The following is an 18,594-nucleotide window of genomic DNA, read 5'->3' as shown; positions in this document are numbered from 1 at the left end:
GTTAATAAAGACTCAGGTGAGTGTGATGCTGTATTTGAAAACATTGATTATCGTCGTTCAGCTGTTGTCGGCACTCGGGGTTATCGGCCTCGTCTTGCTGCAACACGGCAAAGGCGCCGATATGGGCGCTGCTTTCGGTAGCGGTGCATCGGGCAGTCTGTTCGGCGCGACGGGCTCGGCGAACTTTTTGTCGCGTACAACCGCGGTGCTCGCAGCGGTCTTTTTTGTCACCACGTTGACGTTGACTTACCTCGGCGCGTATCGGGCGAAGCCTTCCGCAGGCGTGCTGGGCGCGGCAACGACGGCACCGGTTGCCGCTTCCTCGGCATCGGCGCCGGCAGGGGGCTCGGCTGTCTTGCCGGCATCGGCTGCGTCCACGCCGGCCACCGACGTGCCGAAATAAATTTTCGTTCAAACTGCATTTTGTGCGTTGAACAAACCGCTTAAGCCAGTTATAATTTGAGTCTTGAAGCGATTCGCGGGTTTTACAAGTTGTTTTCCCGGATTGCATGCAGTGCCGACGTGGTGAAATTGGTAGACACGCTATCTTGAGGGGGTAGTGGCGAAAGCTGTGCGAGTTCGAGTCTCGCCGTCGGCACCAAAATGTTATCTAAATGCTAGCCGCTTGCTTCGCTTCGGCTGGCATTTTTGTTTCTGGAGCACGGCTTGCGTTGGGCTTGCAGCTTGTGCGTTTCGGAAGTGATTTCGCGGCAGGAGTGCTATGCTCCTGTCGGCACTCAGAACCAACCGATTGAGGATAGTCTTGAACCTCGCAGCCTACTTCCCCGTCTTGCTGTTCCTCATTGTGGGCACCGGTTTAGGCGTAGCACTGGTCAGCATTGGTAAGATCCTCGGTCCCAATAAGCCCGACACCGAGAAAAACGCACCGTACGAGTGCGGCTTCGAAGCATTCGAAGATGCGCGCATGAAGTTCGACGTGCGCTATTACCTCGTGGCCATTCTCTTCATCATTTTCGACCTTGAAACCGCGTTCCTGTTCCCGTGGGGCGTCGCCCTGCGCGACATCGGCTGGCCCGGCTTCATGGCAATGATGATTTTCCTGCTCGAATTCCTGCTGGGCTTCGCCTATATCTGGAAGAAAGGCGGCCTCGACTGGGAATGATGGATTAATCGCCGGTTTGCGTGGGTGGCCAGGCTTGCCACCCCGTCTGGAGTGGAAAGCAAATGAGTATCGAAGGGGTCTTGAAGGAAGGGTTCGTCACCACCACGGCTGACAAACTGATCAACTGGACGCGCACCGGTTCGTTGTGGCCGATGACGTTCGGTCTTGCGTGTTGCGCGGTCGAGATGATGCATGCGGGCGCTGCCCGTTATGACCTTGACCGTTTCGGCGTGGTGTTTCGTCCGAGTCCGCGTCAGTCGGACGTGATGATCGTCGCCGGCACGCTGTGCAACAAGATGGCGCCGGCGCTGCGCAAGGTCTACGACCAGATGGCCGAGCCGCGCTGGGTGATCTCGATGGGCTCGTGCGCGAACGGCGGCGGCTATTACCACTACTCGTATTCGGTAGTGCGTGGCTGTGACCGGATCGTGCCGGTCGACGTCTATGTGCCGGGGTGTCCGCCCACAGCGGAGGCGCTGGTGTACGGCGTGATCCAGTTGCAGGCCAAGATTCGCCGCACCAACACAATCGCCCGTCAATAAGGCCAAGGCCTCTCCCACAATATGGCAAGCAAACTCGAGACCCTGAAAGCGAACCTCGAGGCGGCCTTCAGCGGCCTCCTGTTGAGCACGACCGAGGCAATCGGTGAGTTGACGATCGTCGTGAAGGCAAGCGACTACCTCAGCGTGGCAACCCGTCTGCGCGACGACCGCTCGCTCGGTTTCGAGCAATGCGTCGATCTGTGCGGCGTCGACTATCAGACCTACGCCGACGGTGCTTACGACGGTCCGCGTTTCGCGGCTGTTCTGCATTTGTTGTCGGTGCAGAACAACTGGCGTTTGCGTCTGCGCGTGTTCGCGCCGGACGACGAAGTGCCGATTCTCCCCTCGGTCGTCGACATCTGGAATTCGGTCAACTGGTACGAGCGCGAAGCTTTCGACCTGTACGGCATCGTCTTCGAAGGCCACCCGGATCTGCGCCGCATCCTGACCGACTACGGTTTCATTGGTCACCCGTTCCGTAAAGATTTCCCTGTCTCCGGCTACGTCGAAATGCGTTACGACCCGGAAGAGAAGCGCGTCGTCTATCAGCCTGTGACGATCGAGCCGCGGGAAATCACGCCGCGCGTGATCCGCGAAGATCGCTATGGCGGTCTGAAACACTAAGAGAACGCCATGGCAGAGATCAAAAACTACACGCTCAACTTCGGCCCTCAGCATCCGGCAGCGCACGGTGTGCTGCGCCTCGTGCTCGAGCTCGACGGCGAAGTCATCCAGCGCGCCGATCCGCATATCGGTCTGCTGCATCGCGCGACTGAGAAGCTCGCGGAAACCAAAACCTTCATCCAGTCCGTGCCGTACATGGACCGTCTCGACTACGTGTCGATGATGGTCAACGAGCACGGCTACGTGATGGCGATCGAAAAGCTGCTCGGCATCGACGTGCCGATCCGTGCGCAATATATCCGTGTGCTGTTCGACGAAGTCACGCGCGTGCTGAACCACCTGATGTGGATTGGCGCCCACGCACTCGACGTCGGCGCGATGGCGGTGTTTCTGTATGCGTTCCGCGAGCGTGAAGATCTGATGGACGTGTACGAAGCAGTGTCCGGCGCACGGATGCACGCGGCGTACTACCGTCCGGGCGGCGTGTATCGCGATTTGCCGGAAGCCATGCCGCAGTACAAGGCTTCGAAGATTCGCAATGCGAAGGCGTTGTCGAAGATGAACGAGAACCGCCAGGGCTCGCTGCTGGACTTCATCGACGATTTCTTTACGCGTTTCCCGAAGTGCGTCGACGAATACGAGACGCTCCTCACCGACAACCGGATCTGGAAGCAGCGTCTGGTCGGTATCGGCGTAGTGAGCCCGGAGCGTGCGCTGAATCTTGGCATGACCGGCGCGATGTTGCGCGGCTCGGGTATCGAGTGGGACTTGCGCAAGAAACAGCCGTACGAAGTCTACGACAAGCTCGATTTCGACATTCCCGTCGGCGTTAATGGCGACTGTTATGACCGATATCTGGTTCGCGTCGAAGAAATGCGCCAATCCACGCGGATTGTGAAACAGTGCATTGAGTGGCTGCGCAAGAATCCGGGTCCGGTGATGGTCGACAATCACAAGGTTGCGCCGCCTTCGCGTGTCGGCATGAAGTCGAACATGGAAGAACTGATTCACCACTTCAAGCTCTTCACGGAAGGCTTCCATGTGCCGGAAGGCGAGGCGTATGCCGCAGTCGAACATCCGAAGGGCGAGTTCGGTATCTACCTGATCTCGGACGGCGCGAACAAGCCGTATCGTCTTAAGATTCGCGCGCCGGGTTATGCGCACCTGTCCACGCTCGATGAAATGGCACGCGGTCACATGATCGCCGACGCCGTGACGATCATCGGTACGCAGGACATCGTGTTCGGCGAAGTGGATCGCTAGGACGTATTCATCGCCGCGCGTCTTCAGCCTGCACCGAAGCGCGCGTCAAGCAAAGGAACGCCGGGTCTGTCGCAGCATGAGTGAGCGACGGGTTTTCGTTCGGTAGGAATTGAAAGAGTCGTGTCTGAAAATGATCTCAGCTGAAGGCCTGAAAGAAATCGATCGTGCGATCGCGAAGTATCCCGCCGATCAGAAACAGTCCGCCGTGATGTCGGCGCTGGCTACTGCTCAGGAAGAGCATGGCTGGCTGTCGCCCGAACTCATGCAGTTCGTCGCGGACTATCTCGGCATGCCGGCAGTCGCCGTGCAGGAGGTCGCTACCTTCTACACGATGTACGAGACCTCGCCGGTCGGTAAATACAAGATCACGCTCTGCACGAACCTGCCGTGCCAGCTCGGCCCGGACGGCGGTGCGGACAGCGCGGCGGACTATCTGAAGCAGAAGCTCGGCATCGACTTCGGCGAAACCACGGCCGACGGCAAGTTCACCCTGAAAGAGGGTGAGTGCATGGGTTCGTGCGGCGACGCGCCGGTGATGCTGGTGAACAACCATCGCATGTGCAGCTTCATGAGCCGCGCGAAGATCGACCAGCTGCTCGAGGAACTTTCAAAATGACGTCTTTACACGATCGTCACATCAAACCGCTGATTCTCGCCGGCCTGAACGGCGATAACTGGCATCTCGAAGACTACGTGGCGCGCGGCGGTTACGCCCAGCTGCGCCGTATTCTCGAAGAAAAAATTCCGCCTGAGCAGGTGATCGCCGACGTCAAGGCGTCGGGTCTGCGCGGCCGTGGCGGTGCGGGCTTCCCGACCGGTCTGAAGTGGAGCTTCATGCCGCGTCAGTTTCCCGGCCAGAAATACCTTGTCTGCAATTCGGACGAAGGCGAACCGGGCACGTTCAAAGACCGCGACATTCTGCGCTTCAATCCGCATTCGCTGATCGAAGGCATGGCCATCGGCGCGTACGCGATGGGTATCACGGTCGGCTACAACTACATCCACGGCGAAATCTGGGAAACCTACAAGCGCTTTGAAGCAGCGTTGGAAGAGGCTCGCCGTGCCGGGTTCCTCGGCGAGAACATCATGGGTTCGGGCTTCTCGTTCGAACTGCATGCGCACCACGGTTACGGCGCCTATATCTGTGGCGAAGAAACCGCGCTGCTCGAGTCGCTGGAAGGCAAGAAAGGCCAACCGCGCTTCAAGCCGCCGTTCCCGGCGAGCTTCGGCGTGTACGGCAAGCCGACCACGATCAACAACACCGAGACGTTTGCCGCCGTGCCGTTCCTGCTCGCAGTCGGTCCGCAGAATTACCTCGAAATCGGCAAGCCGAATAACGGCGGCACGAAGATTTTCTCCGTGGCCGGCGACGTCGAACGTCCGGGCAATTATGAAATTCCGCTCGGCACGCCGTTCTCGACGTTGATGGAACTGGCCGGCGGCATGCGCGGCGGCAAGAAGATCAAGGCCGTGATTCCCGGCGGTTCGTCGGCACCGGTGATCCCGGGCGACATCATGATGCAGACCGACATGGACTACGACTCGATCGCCAAGCAAGGCTCGATGCTCGGTTCGGGCGCGGTCATCGTCATGGACGAGACGCGTTGCATGGTGCGCTCGCTGTTGCGTCTGTCGTACTTCTATTACGAAGAATCGTGCGGTCAATGCACGCCTTGCCGCGAAGGCACGGGCTGGCTCTACCGCGTGGTGCATCGTATCGAGCATGGGCTCGGCCGTCCGGAAGATCTGGATCTGCTGAACTCGGTCGCTGAAAACATCATGGGCCGCACGATTTGCGCGCTCGGCGATGCGGCGGCCATGCCGGTTCGCGGCATGCTCAAGCACTACTGGGACGAATTCGAATATCACGTCGCCCACAAGCATTGCCTCGTCGGCGGTCACGCCGGCGCGGCGGCGGCGTCGGAAACCGTAGCGGCTTAAGCAAGCAGACAAGCACGCAGAAGAACACGTCATCCGCGGGATTCATCGCCTGACACGGGCGGTGAACCGGGCGAACGATTGAGCGGTAACAGGTTAAGGAAGATTGACCATCATGGTTGAACTTGAAATAGACGGCAAGAAAGTAGAGGTGCCTGAAGGCAGCATGGTGATCCAGGCTGCGCATAAGGTGGACACGTACATTCCTCACTTCTGCTATCACAAGAAGCTGTCGATTGCGGCCAACTGCCGGATGTGTCTGGTCGATGTCGAAAAGATGCCGAAGGCCGTGCCCGCATGCGCCACGCCGGTGTCGGCCGGCATGATCGTGCGCACCAAGTCGGACAAGGCGGTGAAGGGCCAGCAAGCCGTGATGGAATTCCTGCTGATCAACCACCCGCTCGATTGCCCGATCTGCGACCAGGGTGGCGAATGTCAGTTGCAGGATCTGGCCGTGGGCTACGGCAAGTCGGCATCGCGCTATAGCGAGGAAAAGCGCGTGGTGTTCCACAAGAACGTCGGCCCGCTGATCTCGATGGAAGAAATGTCGCGTTGCATTCATTGCACGCGTTGCGTTCGTTTCGGCCAGGAAGTGGCCGGCGTGATGGAACTCGGCATGCTGGGCCGCGGCGAGCATTCGGAAATCACGTCGTTTGTCGGCAAGACGGTGGATTCCGAACTGTCGGGCAACATGATCGATCTCTGCCCGGTCGGCGCGCTGACCAGCAAGCCGTTCCGTTACAGCGCCCGCACGTGGGAACTGTCGCGCCGCAAGTCGGTGAGCCCGCACGATTCCGTCGGCGCGAACCTCGTGGTGCAAGTAAAGAACAACCGCGTGATGCGCGTTCTGCCGTTCGAAAACGAATCCATCAACGAATGCTGGATTTCGGACAAGGACCGCTTCTCGTACGAAGGCCTGAACAGCCCCGAGCGCTTGACGCAGCCTATGCTCAAGCAAGGCGGCAAGTGGGTCGAGACCGACTGGCAAAGCGCGCTTGACTATGTGGTCAAGGGTTTGAAGGGCATCAAGGGCGACCATGGCGCGGATGCGCTGGCCGCAATTGGCAGCGCGCACAGCACGGTCGAAGAACTGTTCCTGTTGAAGCAACTGGCGCAAGCGGTCGGCACGCCGAACGTCGACTTCCGTCTGCGTCAATCGGATTTCTCGGCACCGGTGAACGGTGCACCGTGGCTCGGCACGAGCATCGCCGAACTGTCGAATGTCGACGCCGCACTGGTGATCGGCTCGGATCTGCGCCGCGACCATCCGCTGTTCGCCGCGCGTCTGCGGCAAGCCGCGAAGAACGGCGCGAAGCTCACGCTCGTGCAGGCCACGAACGACGACGCGCTGATTCCGCAAGCGCAACGTGTGGTCGCCGCGCCGTCGGCATGGCTCGACGCGTTGGCGGGTATCGCCGGCGCGGTGTCGGAAGCGAAGGGTGTGGCGTTGCCGGAAGCTTTCGCCGGCATGCAGCCGACCGACGCCAACAAGCAGGTCGCGAAGTCGCTCAGCACCGGCGAAAGCCGCCTGGTGTTGCTGGGCAACGCGGCGGTGCGTCATCCGGATTTCGCGGTCATTCACGCCGCGGCGCAATGGATCGCGGAAGCGACCGGCGCAACGCTGGGCTTCCTCACGGAAACGGCCAACACGGTCGGCGCGCATCTGGTGAACGCGCTGCCGGGTCAGGGCGGTCTGAACGCTCACGAAGTGTTTGAGCAACCGCGCAAGGGTTATCTGCTGCTGAACGTCGAACCCGAGTTCGACGCGGCCAATCCGGCGCAGGCTTTGGCCGCGCTGAACCAGGCTGAAATGGTTGTCGTGATGTCGCCGTTCCAGACGGGCGCTGAATACGCCGACGTGCTGCTGCCGATCGCGCCGTTCACGGAAACGTCCGGTACGTTCGTCAACGCAGAAGGCACCGTGCAGTCGTTCAACGGTGTCGTGCGTCCGCTCGGCGATACGCGTCCGGCATGGAAGGTGTTGCGCGTGCTGGGCAGCTTGCTGGGCGTGCCGGGTTTCGAATTCGATACGTCGGAAGAAGTTCGCACGGCAGCGCTCGGCGACGGTGCATTGACGTCGCGTCTGTCGAACCAGACCAGTGTCACGGTCGCGCGCGGCAAGGCGGTCAAGGCAACGGAAGGTCGGTTCGAGCGCATCGCGAACGTGCCGATCTATCACGCCGACGCACTGGTGCGTCGTGCTGAATCGCTGCATCTGACGGCGGCGTCGCGTGCGGCGAACTCGGTCGGTTTGCCGGCCGCGCTGTTCGACAAACTGGGTTTGAAGGAAGGTGACGCAGTGCGCGTGCGCCAGGGCGAGCAATCGGTGCAGTTGCCGGCCGTGCGCGACGCGAATCTTGCGGAGACGGTCGTCCGCGTATCGGCGGCTACGCCTGCCGGTGCGGCGCTGGGCAGCCTGTTCGGTGAACTGCTGGTGGAGAAGGCGTAAATGAGCTTGTTCGATACGATCAACTCGGGCGGCACCCAGCTTCTCGGTGTGGCATGGCCCACGGTGTGGGCACTGGTGCGCATCCTGGTGGTGGCCGTCGTGATCCTGCTGTGCGTGGCTTACCTGATTCTCTGGGAGCGTAAGCTGATCGGCTGGATGCACGTGCGTCTCGGCCCGAACCGCGTCGGCCCCGCCGGTCTGCTGCAGCCGATCGCCGACGTGCTGAAGCTGTTGCTGAAAGAAGTGATTCAGCCGGCGCAAGCGAGCCGCTGGATCTACCTGATCGCGCCGATCATGGTGGTGGTGCCGGCTTTCGCGGTCTGGGCGGTGATTCCGTTCCAGGCGGGCGCGGTGCTCGGCGACATCAACGCGGGTCTGCTGTACGCCATGGCGATTTCGTCGATCGGCGTGTACGGCGTGATTCTGGCCGGTTGGGCGTCGAATTCGAAATACGCGTTCCTCGGCGCGATGCGCGCCGCGGCGCAAATGGTCTCGTACGAAATCTCGATGGGCTTCGCGCTCGTCGTCGTGCTGATGACCGCCGGTACGCTGAACCTGTCGGGCATCGTCAATTCGCAGGAACACGGCTTCTTTGCTTCGCACGGCCTGAACTTCCTGTCGTGGAACTGGCTGCCGCTGCTGCCGATGTTCGTCGTGTACTTCATCTCGGGCATCGCCGAAACGAACCGTCACCCGTTCGACGTGGTGGAAGGGGAGTCGGAAATCGTCGCGGGCCACATGATTGATTACTCGGGGATGGCGTTCGCGCTGTTCTTCCTCGGCGAGTACATCAACATGATCGTGATCTCGGCGTTGGCTGCCACATTGTTCCTTGGGGGCTGGAGCGCTCCGTTCGGGTTCCTGTCGTTTATCCCGGGCATCTTCTGGCTCGTCCTCAAGGTTTTCCTGCTGTTGTCGGTGTTCATCTGGGCGCGCGCCACATTCCCGCGCTATCGCTATGACCAGATCATGCGTCTGGGCTGGAAGGTCTTTATTCCGGTCTGCGTGGTGTGGCTGGTGGTGGTCGGCTTCTGGATCATGTCGCCGTTGAATATCTGGAAATAAAGGGCGGATGAACCTATGACCGCAATCCAAAATTTTTTCAAGACCTTCTTCCTGACGGAACTGCTGAAGGGCCTCGCACTGACCGGACGTTATACGTTCCAGCGCAAGGTGACCGTGCAGTTCCCGGAAGAGAAGACCCCGATCTCGCCGCGTTTCCGTGGGCTGCATGCGCTGCGCCGCTATGAAAACGGCGAAGAGCGCTGCATCGCCTGCAAGCTGTGCGAAGCGGTGTGCCCGGCGCTCGCCATCACGATTGAATCGGAAACGCGTGCGGACAATACGCGTCGCACGACGCGTTACGACATCGACCTGACCAAGTGCATCTTCTGCGGTTTCTGCGAAGAGAGCTGCCCGGTCGATTCGATCGTCGAAACGCACATTCTCGAGTATCACGGCGAAAAGCGTGGCGATCTGTATTTCACGAAAGACATGCTGCTGGCCGTTGGCGATCGTTACGAAACAGAGATCGCCGCGAACAAGGCAGCCGACGCACCGTATCGTTGAAGCGCTTCATTTGCAGTTTTCAGTTGAAGCAGTCAATGCGGCAGTAAATGCATGAGCAAAACGGCCTGTTGTCGGGCCGTGCGCCGCGGTTTGAACGCCGCGGCACGGCGCACCTGTGTGGTTGTTCTGGCGGAATCCCCGCTCGACCAACCCCGCGTGCCAAAGAACAATGCCTGACGATGGCCTAACGATGAACCGGTAATCATGGAATTCACGACCGTACTGTTCTACATCTTCGCGCTGCTCCTGGTGGTTTCAGGGCTGAAGGTGATCACCTCGCGCAACCCGGTGTCGTCCGCACTGTTTCTGGTGCTGGCGTTCTTCAACGCAGCCGCGATCTGGATGCTGCTGCAGGCCGAGTTCCTTGCGATCCTGCTGGTGCTGGTCTACGTCGGCGCGGTGATGGTGCTGTTCCTGTTCGTCGTGATGATGCTGGACATCAATATCGACGTGCTGCGTAAAGACTTCAAACGCTTCGTGCCGATGGCCACGCTGGTGGGTGCCATCATCGTGATCGAAACCGCGCTGATCCTGTGGCACGGCTACGGCGCGACCGCCACCGCGCTGCGCGACACCACGGCCGCCGCGAACGGTATGGGCGACTGGTCGAACACCCGCCTGATCGGCAAGGTGATCTACACGGATTACATCTTCGCGTTCGAAGTGGCCGGCCTCGTGCTGCTGGTCGCGATCATCGCGGCGATCGCGCTGACCACGAACCACAAGAAAGACAGCAAACGCCAGAACGTTAGCGAGCAGGTCAAGGTGCGTGCTCAGGACCGTGTGCGTATCGTGAAGATGAAGTCGGAGAAGACCGCGGCAACCGTCGCGGCGGAAGAAGCCGCCGCGGCAGCAGCGGCGGCGGCAGCAACAGCGGCCGACTCGGCAGCGGCTAAAAACAGCTGAGCGGACAGGAGATAGAAATCATGTTGACCCTTGCCCATTACCTTGTCCTCGGCGCGATCCTGTTTGCGATCAGCATCGTCGGCATTTTCCTGAACCGCCGCAACGTGATCATCATCCTGATGGCGATCGAACTGATGCTGCTGGCGGTGAACACCAATTTCGTCGCGTTCTCGCATTACCTCGGCGACGTGCATGGCCAGATCTTCGTTTTCTTCGTGCTGACGGTAGCGGCGGCGGAAGCGGCGATCGGCCTCGCAATTCTGGTGACCCTGTTCCGTAGCCTCGACACGATCAATGTCGAGGATCTCGATCAGCTCAAAGGTTAATTTCAGGAAAAGCGGTTATGTCCACGATACTCAATGAAAACCTGCTGCTGGCGATCCCGCTGGCACCGCTGGCCGGTTCCCTGATCGCAGGGCTGTTCGGAAAAGCGGTAGGACGAGCCGGTGCGCATTCGGTCACGATCCTCGGCGTCGCGATCTCGTTCATCCTGTCGGCCGTGGTGTTCTTCCAGGTCATGGACGGCGCGAGCTTCAACGCGACCGTCTACCAATGGATGACGATCGGTAAAACGAATTTCGAAGTCGGCTTCCTGGTCGACTCGCTGACGGCCATGATGATGTGCGTGGTGACCTTCGTGTCGCTGATGGTGCACATCTACACGATCGGCTACATGGCCGACGACGACGGCTACCAGCGCTTCTTCTCGTACATCTCGCTGTTCACGTTCTCGATGTTGATGCTCGTGATGAGCAACAACTTCCTGCAGCTGTTCTTCGGCTGGGAAGCGGTGGGCTTGGTGTCGTACCTGCTGATCGGTTTCTACTTCACGCGTCCTACGGCGATCTACGCGAACATGAAGGCGTTCATCGTGAACCGTATCGGCGACTTCGGCTTTCTGCTGGGTATCGGTCTGCTGTTCGCGTTCGCCGGTTCGATGAACTACGGCGACGTCTTCGCGAAGCGCACCGAACTGGCCGCCTTGAGCTTCCCGGGTACGGATTGGGGGCTGCTGACGGTGGCCTGCATCTGCCTGTTCATCGGCGCGATGGGTAAGTCGGCGCAATTCCCGCTGCACGTGTGGCTGCCGGATTCGATGGAAGGCCCGACGCCGATTTCCGCGCTGATTCACGCGGCAACCATGGTGACGGCCGGTATCTTCATGGTGACGCGCATGTCGCCGCTGTTCGAACTGTCGGATACGGCGCTGTCGTTCGTCATGGTGATCGGCGCGATTACCGCGTTGTTCATGGGTTTCCTCGGCATCATCCAGAACGACATCAAGCGTGTGGTGGCGTATTCCACGCTGTCGCAGCTCGGTTACATGACGGTCGCACTCGGCGCGTCGGCCTACTCGGTCGCCGTGTTCCACCTGATGACGCACGCGTTCTTCAAGGCGCTGCTGTTCCTCGGCGCGGGTTCGGTGATCATCGGCATGCACCACGATCAGGACATCCGCAACATGGGCGGCCTGCGCAAGTACATGCCGATCACGTGGATCACGTCGCTGGTCGGTTCGCTGGCGCTGATCGGCACGCCGTTCTTCTCCGGCTTCTACTCGAAAGACTCGATCATCGACGCGGTGAAGCTGTCGAATCTGCCGGGCTCGGGTTTCGCGTACTTCGCGGTGGTGGCGAGCGTGTTCGTCACGGCGCTGTACTCGTTCCGTATGTACTTCCTGGTGTTCCACGGCAAGGAGCGCTTCCGCGGTCCGAAGCATCCGGAATCGCCGATGGCTATCGAAGCCGCTGCGCACGCGCATGACGCTCATGCTCACGACGCGCACGGTCACGGCCATGACGCGCACGGTCACGACGACCACGCTCACGAGCCGCACGAAACGCCGTGGGTGGTGTGGCTGCCGTTGGTGCTGCTGGCGATTCCGTCGGTGGTGATCGGCGCGATCGGTGTCGGTCCGATGCTGTTCGGCGACTTCTTCCAGCACGGCGTGGCGTTCGACAAGGTGATCTTTATCGGCGCGAACCATCCGGCGGTGTCCGAGATGGCCGAAGAATTCCACGGCTGGGCGTCGATGGGTCTGCACTCGGTTTCGGGTCTGCCGGTCTGGCTGGCGCTCGCGGGTGTCGTGGTGGCGTGGTTCCTGTACATCGTCCGCCCGGATCTGCCGGCTGTCATCAAGCGCGCGTTCGGCCCGATCTACACGCTGCTCGATAACAAGTACTACATGGACAAGATCAACGAAGTCGTGTTCGCGCGGGGCGCCGTGGCCATCGGCCGGGGTCTCTGGAAGGAAGGCGACGTCGTGGTGATCGACGGTATCGTCAACGGCAGCGCACGCTTTATCGGCTGGTTCGCCAGCGTGATCCGCTTCCTCCAATCCGGCTATATCTACCACTACGCGTTTGCCATGATTATCGGCATGTTGGGGCTCCTGACCCTGTTTGTAACGCTCGGCGGCAAATAAGGCGAGGGACACTAATGCACGCTTATCCGATTCTCAGTATCGCAATCTGGTTACCGATCCTCGTTGGCCTGCTGGTTCTGGCTATCGGTTCCGACAAAAACCCGGCGCCCGCGCGCTGGGTTGCGCTGATCGGCTCGGTCGTCAGCTTTATCGTGACGATCCCGCTCATCACGGGTTTTGATTCGAGCACCGCCGATCTGCAGTTCGTCGAAAAGGCCAACTGGATCGAGCGTTTCAACATTTCGTATCACCTGGGTGTCGACGGCATCTCGATGTGGTTCGTCGTGTTGACGGCATTGATTACGGTGATCGTCGTGATCGCCGCGTGGGAAGTGATCACGAAGAACGTCGCGCAGTACCTGGCCGCGTTCCTGATCCTGTCGGGCATCATGGTCGGCGTGTTCAGCTCGGCTGACGGCATGCTGTTCTACGTGTTCTTCGAAGCGACGCTGATTCCGATGTACATCATCATCGGCGTGTGGGGTGGGGCGAACCGCGTGTACGCGGCGTTCAAGTTCTTCCTGTACACGCTGATGGGCTCGCTGCTGATGCTGGTGGCGCTGATTTACCTGTACGTCCAGACCGGCACGTTCGACCTGGCCACGTGGCAGCACGCGCAGATCGGCATGACGCCCCAGGTATTGCTATTCATCGCGTTCTTCATGGCGTTCGCCGTGAAGGTGCCGATGTGGCCGGTCCACACGTGGTTGCCTGACGCCCACGTGGAAGCGCCGACCGGCGGCTCCGTCGTGCTGGCCGCGATCATGCTGAAGCTCGGCGCGTACGGTTTCCTGCGCTTCTCTCTGCCCATCGCACCGGACGCCAGCCATTTCCTCGCACCGGTCGTGATCACGCTGTCGCTGATCGCGGTGATCTACATCGGCCTCGTGGCGATGGTGCAGGCTGACATGAAGAAACTGGTCGCGTATTCGTCGATCGCGCACATGGGTTTCGTGACGCTCGGCTTCTTCATCTTCAACCAGCTCGGCGTGGAAGGCGCGATCGTGCAGATGATCTCGCACGGTTTCGTGTCGGGCGCGATGTTCCTGTGTATCGGTGTGCTGTACGACCGTATGCACTCGCGTCAGATCGCCGATTACGGCGGTGTCGTCAACGTCATGCCGAAGTTCGCCGCGTTCGTGATGCTGTTCTCGATGGCTAACTGTGGCTTGCCGGGCACCTCCGGTTTCGTCGGCGAGTTCATGGTGATTCTGGCCTCCGTCCAGTACAACTTCTGGATCGCGGGCGGCGCGGCAGTCACGCTGATTCTCGGCGCGGGCTACACGCTGTGGATGTACAAGCGTGTGTACTTCGGCGCGATCACCAACGATCACGTGAAGAGCCTCGTCGACATCAACCGTCGCGAATTTTTCATGCTGGCAGTGCTTGCCGCACTGACGCTGTTCATGGGCCTGTATCCGAAGCCCTTTACCGATGTGATGCACGTATCCGTGGAAAACCTCCTCTCCCACGTTGCGCAGTCAAAGCTGCCGTTGCCTCAGTAACGCCGAGCGGAGGAATTTAAAGACCATGCAAAACGCCCCTATGACTGCTCTGTTGCCCGACGCGCTGGTGATGCTCGCCGTTGTCGTCGCGTGGCTCAACGACACGTTCGTCGGCCAGGCCGGTCGCCGTACCACGTACTTCATTGCGTTCTTCTCGACGCTCGTCGCCGGCATCTGGTTTGCGATGAATGCGTTCAACCCGCAAGTGCGCTACTACTTCGGCCATATGTACGTGGTGGACTCGTTCGCCAACGTGATGAAAGCGGTGGTGACGCTCGGCTATGCCGTGTCGATCGTCTATTCGCGCCGTTACCTCGAAGATCGCGGCCTGTTTCGTGGCGAGTTCTTCCTGTTGGGCATGTTCTCGTTGCTCGGCCAGCTCGTGATGATTTCCGGCAACAACTTTCTGACGCTGTATCTCGGTCTGGAACTGATGTCGCTGTCGCTGTACGGCGCGATCGCGTTGCGCCGTGACGCGGCACCGTCGAACGAAGCAGCGATGAAGTACTACGTGCTCGGCGCGTTGGCTTCCGGTTTTCTGCTGTACGGCATCTCGATGCTGTACGGCGCGACCGGTTCGCTCGACCTGAACGAAGTGTTCAAGGCGATCGGCACGAGCCACTACGATCCGAGCGTGCTGCTGTTCGGCGTGATCTTTATCGTGGCAGGCGTGGCGTTCAAGATGGGCGCGGTGCCGTTCCACATGTGGGTGCCTGACGTTTATCAGGGCGCACCGACGGCGATGACGCTGATGGTCGGCGGCGGTCCGAAGGTTGCCGCGTTTGCGTGGGGCCTGCGCTTCCTCGTGATGGGCCTGTTGCCGCTGGCGGTGGAATGGCAGCAGATGCTGGTGATTCTGGCGGCGCTGTCCCTGATCGTCGGCAACATCACGGGTATCGTGCAGCGCAACGTCAAGCGGATGCTCGCGTATTCGGCGATCTCGAACATGGGCTTCGTGCTGCTCGGTCTGCTGGCCGGTGTGGTCGACCACAAGACCACCGGCGCCGCCAACGCGTACGGCTCGGCAATGTTCTACAGCATCGTCTACCTGATCACCACGCTGGGCACGTTCGGCGTCATCATGCTGCTGGCGCGCCGCGATTTCGAAGCGGATACGCTGGAAGACTTCAAGGGCCTGAATCAGCGCAGCCCGGTGTTCGCGTTCGTGATGATGGTCATGATGTTCTCGCTGGCCGGGATTCCGCCCGCAGTCGGCTTCTACGCGAAGCTCGCGGTGCTGCAGGCCACCATGAACGCCGGTCTGACCTGGCTGACGGTGCTGGCCGTGATGACGTCGTTGTTCGGCGCGTTCTACTACCTGCGTATCGTTAAGCTGATGTATTTCGACGACCCGGTAGACACTGCACCGATTCATGCCGATTCCAGCACGCGTGCTCTGCTCGCGCTGAACGGGCTGGTGGTGTTGCTGCTCGGCATCGTGCCGGACCCGCTGTTGAAAGCCTGCCTGCAGGCTATCCAGCACACGTTGCTGCTCTGATGTCGGCTGCGGGTTGGTTTATCGTGTTGTTGGCGCTGGTTGGCGCCAACCTGCCGTTCCTGAATCAGCGCCTCTTCGCCGCCGTGCCGTTGAAAGCGGCGAAGAAGAGCGCCTGGATCCGGATTGCCGAACTTATCGTGCTGTACTTCGTGGTCGGCGCGCTGGGTTTTCTGCTTGAGGCGCGCGCGGGTAACCGCTTTGAACAGGGTTGGCAGTTCTACGCGATCACGTTCGCCTTGTTCGTCGTGTTCGCCTTCCCCGGCTTTACCTTCCAGTATCTCGTCAAACGCCGCTGACGGCGTCTCGCCGTCGCGCACCATGCTGTCCCGAGGTCCGCATATGGCTGAACTTCCCAATCACGACGCCGCGCTCACCGAGACTTGTGTCGAGAGCAAAACGATCCATCAAGGGCCGTTTCTGACGTTGAAATGCGATACCGTTCGCTTGCCGGACGGCAAGCAGGCCACGCGTGAATATGTTCAGCATCCTGGCGCCGTCATGGTGATTCCGCTATTCGACGACGGCCGTGTGCTGCTGGAAAGCCAGTATCGCTATCCGATGGGCAAGGTCATGGTCGAATATCCGGCCGGGAAGCTCGACGCGAATGAAGGCGCGCTCGCTTGCGCAAAACGCGAGTTGCAGGAAGAAACCGGCTACACCGCGCGTGAATTTGTTTACCTGACGCGCATTCACCCGATCATTTCGTACTCGACAGAGTTCATCGACATCTACCTCGCGCGCGGTTTGAGCGCGGGCGAGCGCAAGCTCGATGAAGGCGAGTTCCTCGAACTGTTCACCGCAAGCGTTGCCGACGTGTCGGAGTGGGTAAGAACCGGCAAGATCACCGACGTGAAAACGGTGATCGGCACGTTCTGGCTGGAGAGGGTGTTGTCCGGAGCCTGGTCGATCACCGCGCAGCCGCAGTAACGCAATCAGCCCGGCGCGCGTGGACAAGCGCGCAGCGGTAGGGAATCTGCAAAAGCCCCTGCTGGTCTATGACCAGCAGGGGCTTTTTTAACGCCGGACGAGAAGGGGCGTCTGGCCGTTGTCTGAAAAAATGCCGCTCTTTCCTATGCTATCCGACAGTCTCGCCCTGCAACGCTCATCGCTCTAGTATTGACCTTCTCCAAAACGCGTTCATCGCCCAGATTGATTCGGATGACGAACAGATTGAGAGAAGGGAGTTTGAGCGAATGATGTGAAGTTGTCACTTGACAACCTCGCTTTAAGTGACTAAATTGGAGGGTATAGATGAACCGAGGAACCCACTCCAAGAAGGAGATCGAGGCCGCGCTGGTGTATGCGGAAACGAACGGCTGGCGTGTTCAGAGCGGTGGTAAAGGGCACGCGTGGGGAAAAATGTACTGTCCTTACAAAGACGCCGAGTGTCGCTGTGGAGAGTTTTGTATATCGAGTGTCTGGAGCACGCCGAGGAACCCCGGCAACCACGCCAGACATCTCAGGCGCATTGTCGACAATTGCACGGCGCAGCGGTAGCGCATGGCGCTGCAAAACGAACGTTCAGGCCGAATGAAGGTAGGAGTAACGTATGGAATATGTTTTCATCTTGAAGTATCGGCTCGCTGCTGAAGACAGCGATCTCGACGCAATCGTCGAGCGTCTGGGTGAGGCGGGTTGCGACGACGCCACGGTCGGCGTGGGGCAACCGGGCCGCATGGCGTTGTTCTTTTCCCGCGAAGGCGCCTCCGCGTTCGCCGCGCTCGTCAGCGCACTCGAAGACGTCAAGCGCGCAGTGCCGTCTGCACGTCTCGTCGAGGCAGGCCCAGATTTCGTCGGCCTGACCGACGTCGCCGAGGTCGCCGGCGTGTCGCGACAGAACATGCGCAAGCTGATGCTGAGTCACGCAATCGACTTTCCGCCGCCAGTCCATGAAGGCAGTGCGTCGGTCTGGCATCTGTCGGACATCCTGGCGTGGCTGACAGCGCGCGGCGGCTATGACATTAGGGCGAACGTGTTTGACGTTGCGAAGTCGGCCAAGCAGATCAACCTCGCCAACGGCGCGCGCGAACTCGAGCCGCGGCTTAGTCGTCAACTCGAATGCCTGGTGGCGTAGCGCTGCGTCGGGGTGGGTGTGTGAAAGTGCTGATCGAACGTAACCCAAAGGCTGACTCAACGCTCGTGCGCCATGCCGTTTTGCAGGCAGGTGCGCTTCGGCATCGCTTTGCACAAAGCGTTAAAATCGCCCACCGCGTTTGATTTGCCTTGAGCAACAGGCGTCGGCGTGTCGTTCGAAAGAGTTTTTCGAACGATCGTTCACAAATTTATGTTTTGCGCTAAACTGGCACGCAAGCCCTGATTCCACATGAAGGTCCTCGATTTACAGTGTCCGCATGGCCATCGGTTCGAAGGCTGGTTCGCTTCGGCTGAAGACTTCGAGTCGCAGCAGTCCCGCAAGCTGGTCGAATGTCCAATTTGCGGTGCGAACGAAGTAAGCCGTTTGCCGTCGGCCCCCCGTCTGAATCTATCGGGTGCGACGGAGGCAAAGGCGCCAGCGGTCGCAGATAATATGCAAGCGCGTGTCATGCGTGCGTTGCGCGAGGTACTGGAAAAGACTGAGAACGTGGGCGACCGCTTCGCCGAGGAAGCACGGCGCATTCACTACAACGAAGCGCCTGCTCGCAATATTCGTGGTGTCACGACACCCGAAGACGCGAAAGCCTTGGTCGAAGAAGGCATCGAAGTGATGCCGCTGCCGGTCCCGGCTGCCTTGAAGGAACCGCTGCAATAGCGC

20 protein-coding genes and 1 tRNA gene are annotated in these 18,594 nt (G+C 60.0%); all 21 read left to right on the top strand.

Going from position 1 to position 18,594, the window contains the following annotated elements:
* Positions 1-25 precede the first annotated feature (25 nt).
* The 21 genes from secG to B0G83_RS33220 all read left to right on the top strand — a co-directional run bounded on the left by secG (position 26) and on the right by B0G83_RS33220 (position 18,591).
* The gene (gene secG, locus B0G83_RS33320; protein WP_105511586.1) at positions 26-403 is read left to right on the top strand and encodes a preprotein translocase subunit SecG; all 378 of its coding nucleotides are present in this window, start codon (positions 26-28) and stop codon (positions 401-403) included.
* A 113-nt stretch (positions 404-516) separates the two neighbouring features.
* Positions 517-601 (top strand) — tRNA-Leu (locus B0G83_RS33315).
* Positions 602-763: 162 nt separating this feature from the next.
* A complete protein-coding gene (locus tag B0G83_RS33310; protein WP_007175615.1) occupies positions 764-1,123 on the top strand; it encodes an NADH-quinone oxidoreductase subunit A in 360 nt (119 codons plus the stop codon).
* 62 nt (positions 1,124-1,185) lie between these two features.
* Complete coding sequence (locus B0G83_RS33305) at positions 1,186-1,665, top strand: NADH-quinone oxidoreductase subunit B family protein (protein WP_006052903.1); 480 nt, start codon at positions 1,186-1,188, stop codon at positions 1,663-1,665.
* Positions 1,666-1,686: 21 nt separating this feature from the next.
* Positions 1,687-2,289, top strand: coding sequence for an NADH-quinone oxidoreductase subunit C (locus B0G83_RS33300; protein ID WP_105511585.1), 603 nt, complete (start codon positions 1,687-1,689; stop codon positions 2,287-2,289).
* Between the two features lie 9 nt (positions 2,290-2,298).
* Positions 2,299-3,552, top strand: a complete 1,254-nt coding sequence (locus B0G83_RS33295; protein ID WP_105511584.1) for an NADH-quinone oxidoreductase subunit D — start codon at positions 2,299-2,301, stop codon at positions 3,550-3,552.
* A 130-nt stretch (positions 3,553-3,682) separates the two neighbouring features.
* Positions 3,683-4,168 (top strand): NADH-quinone oxidoreductase subunit NuoE, encoded by a 486-nt coding sequence (gene nuoE / locus B0G83_RS33290; protein ID WP_105511583.1) that lies wholly within the window; start codon positions 3,683-3,685, stop codon positions 4,166-4,168.
* Positions 4,165-5,493 carry an NADH-quinone oxidoreductase subunit NuoF gene (nuoF, locus tag B0G83_RS33285; protein ID WP_105511582.1) on the top strand — a complete coding sequence of 443 codons (1,329 nt, stop codon included), beginning with the start codon at positions 4,165-4,167 and terminating at the stop codon, positions 5,491-5,493. The genes nuoE and nuoF overlap by 4 nt, the downstream gene beginning before the upstream one ends.
* A 112-nt stretch (positions 5,494-5,605) precedes the next feature.
* Positions 5,606-7,939, top strand: coding sequence for an NADH-quinone oxidoreductase subunit NuoG (nuoG, locus tag B0G83_RS33280; protein ID WP_105511581.1), 2,334 nt, complete (start codon positions 5,606-5,608; stop codon positions 7,937-7,939).
* Entirely contained in the window at positions 7,940-9,004 is a 1,065-nt protein-coding gene (nuoH, locus tag B0G83_RS33275) for an NADH-quinone oxidoreductase subunit NuoH (RefSeq protein ID WP_105511580.1), read from the top strand.
* Between the two features lie 15 nt (positions 9,005-9,019).
* Positions 9,020-9,508 carry an NADH-quinone oxidoreductase subunit NuoI gene (gene nuoI / locus B0G83_RS33270; protein WP_007175608.1) on the top strand — a complete coding sequence of 163 codons (489 nt, stop codon included), beginning with the start codon at positions 9,020-9,022 and terminating at the stop codon, positions 9,506-9,508.
* A gap of 204 nt (positions 9,509-9,712) precedes the next feature.
* A complete protein-coding gene (locus tag B0G83_RS33265; protein WP_105511579.1) occupies positions 9,713-10,414 on the top strand; it encodes an NADH-quinone oxidoreductase subunit J in 702 nt (233 codons plus the stop codon).
* Positions 10,415-10,434: 20 nt separating this feature from the next.
* Positions 10,435-10,740 (top strand): NADH-quinone oxidoreductase subunit NuoK, encoded by a 306-nt coding sequence (gene nuoK, locus B0G83_RS33260; protein WP_006052894.1) that lies wholly within the window; start codon positions 10,435-10,437, stop codon positions 10,738-10,740.
* Positions 10,741-10,757: 17 nt separating this feature from the next.
* Positions 10,758-12,839: an NADH-quinone oxidoreductase subunit L gene (nuoL, locus tag B0G83_RS33255; protein ID WP_105511578.1), complete on the top strand. Its 2,082-nt coding sequence runs from the start codon at positions 10,758-10,760 to the stop codon at positions 12,837-12,839.
* Positions 12,840-12,853: 14 nt separating this feature from the next.
* Positions 12,854-14,344, top strand: a complete 1,491-nt coding sequence (locus B0G83_RS33250; RefSeq protein WP_105511577.1) for an NADH-quinone oxidoreductase subunit M — start codon at positions 12,854-12,856, stop codon at positions 14,342-14,344.
* Between the two features lie 25 nt (positions 14,345-14,369).
* Entirely contained in the window at positions 14,370-15,842 is a 1,473-nt protein-coding gene (nuoN, locus tag B0G83_RS33245) for an NADH-quinone oxidoreductase subunit NuoN (RefSeq protein ID WP_105511576.1), read from the top strand.
* The gene (locus tag B0G83_RS33240; RefSeq protein ID WP_007175603.1) at positions 15,842-16,138 is read left to right on the top strand and encodes a DUF2818 family protein; all 297 of its coding nucleotides are present in this window, start codon (positions 15,842-15,844) and stop codon (positions 16,136-16,138) included. The genes nuoN and B0G83_RS33240 overlap by 1 nt, the downstream gene beginning before the upstream one ends.
* 43 nt (positions 16,139-16,181) lie before the next feature.
* Positions 16,182-16,769 (top strand): NUDIX domain-containing protein, encoded by a 588-nt coding sequence (locus tag B0G83_RS33235; protein ID WP_105511575.1) that lies wholly within the window; start codon positions 16,182-16,184, stop codon positions 16,767-16,769.
* A gap of 324 nt (positions 16,770-17,093) precedes the next feature.
* Positions 17,094-17,339, top strand: coding sequence for a hypothetical protein (locus B0G83_RS39295; RefSeq protein ID WP_105511574.1), 246 nt, complete (start codon positions 17,094-17,096; stop codon positions 17,337-17,339).
* 52 nt (positions 17,340-17,391) lie between these two features.
* A complete protein-coding gene (locus B0G83_RS33225; RefSeq protein ID WP_105511573.1) occupies positions 17,392-17,916 on the top strand; it encodes an AlpA family transcriptional regulator in 525 nt (174 codons plus the stop codon).
* 249 nt (positions 17,917-18,165) lie between these two features.
* Positions 18,166-18,591: a DUF1178 family protein gene (locus tag B0G83_RS33220; protein WP_105511572.1), complete on the top strand. Its 426-nt coding sequence runs from the start codon at positions 18,166-18,168 to the stop codon at positions 18,589-18,591.
* The last annotated feature ends 3 nt before the right edge of the window (positions 18,592-18,594 follow it).

Source organism: Paraburkholderia sp. BL21I4N1, from assembly GCF_002973525.1.
In the GTDB taxonomy this organism is placed as follows: Bacteria; Pseudomonadota; Gammaproteobacteria; order Burkholderiales; family Burkholderiaceae; genus Paraburkholderia.
The sequence above is the reverse complement of the archived record's forward strand: the minus strand, read 5'-3'. Positions and strand labels throughout refer to the sequence as shown.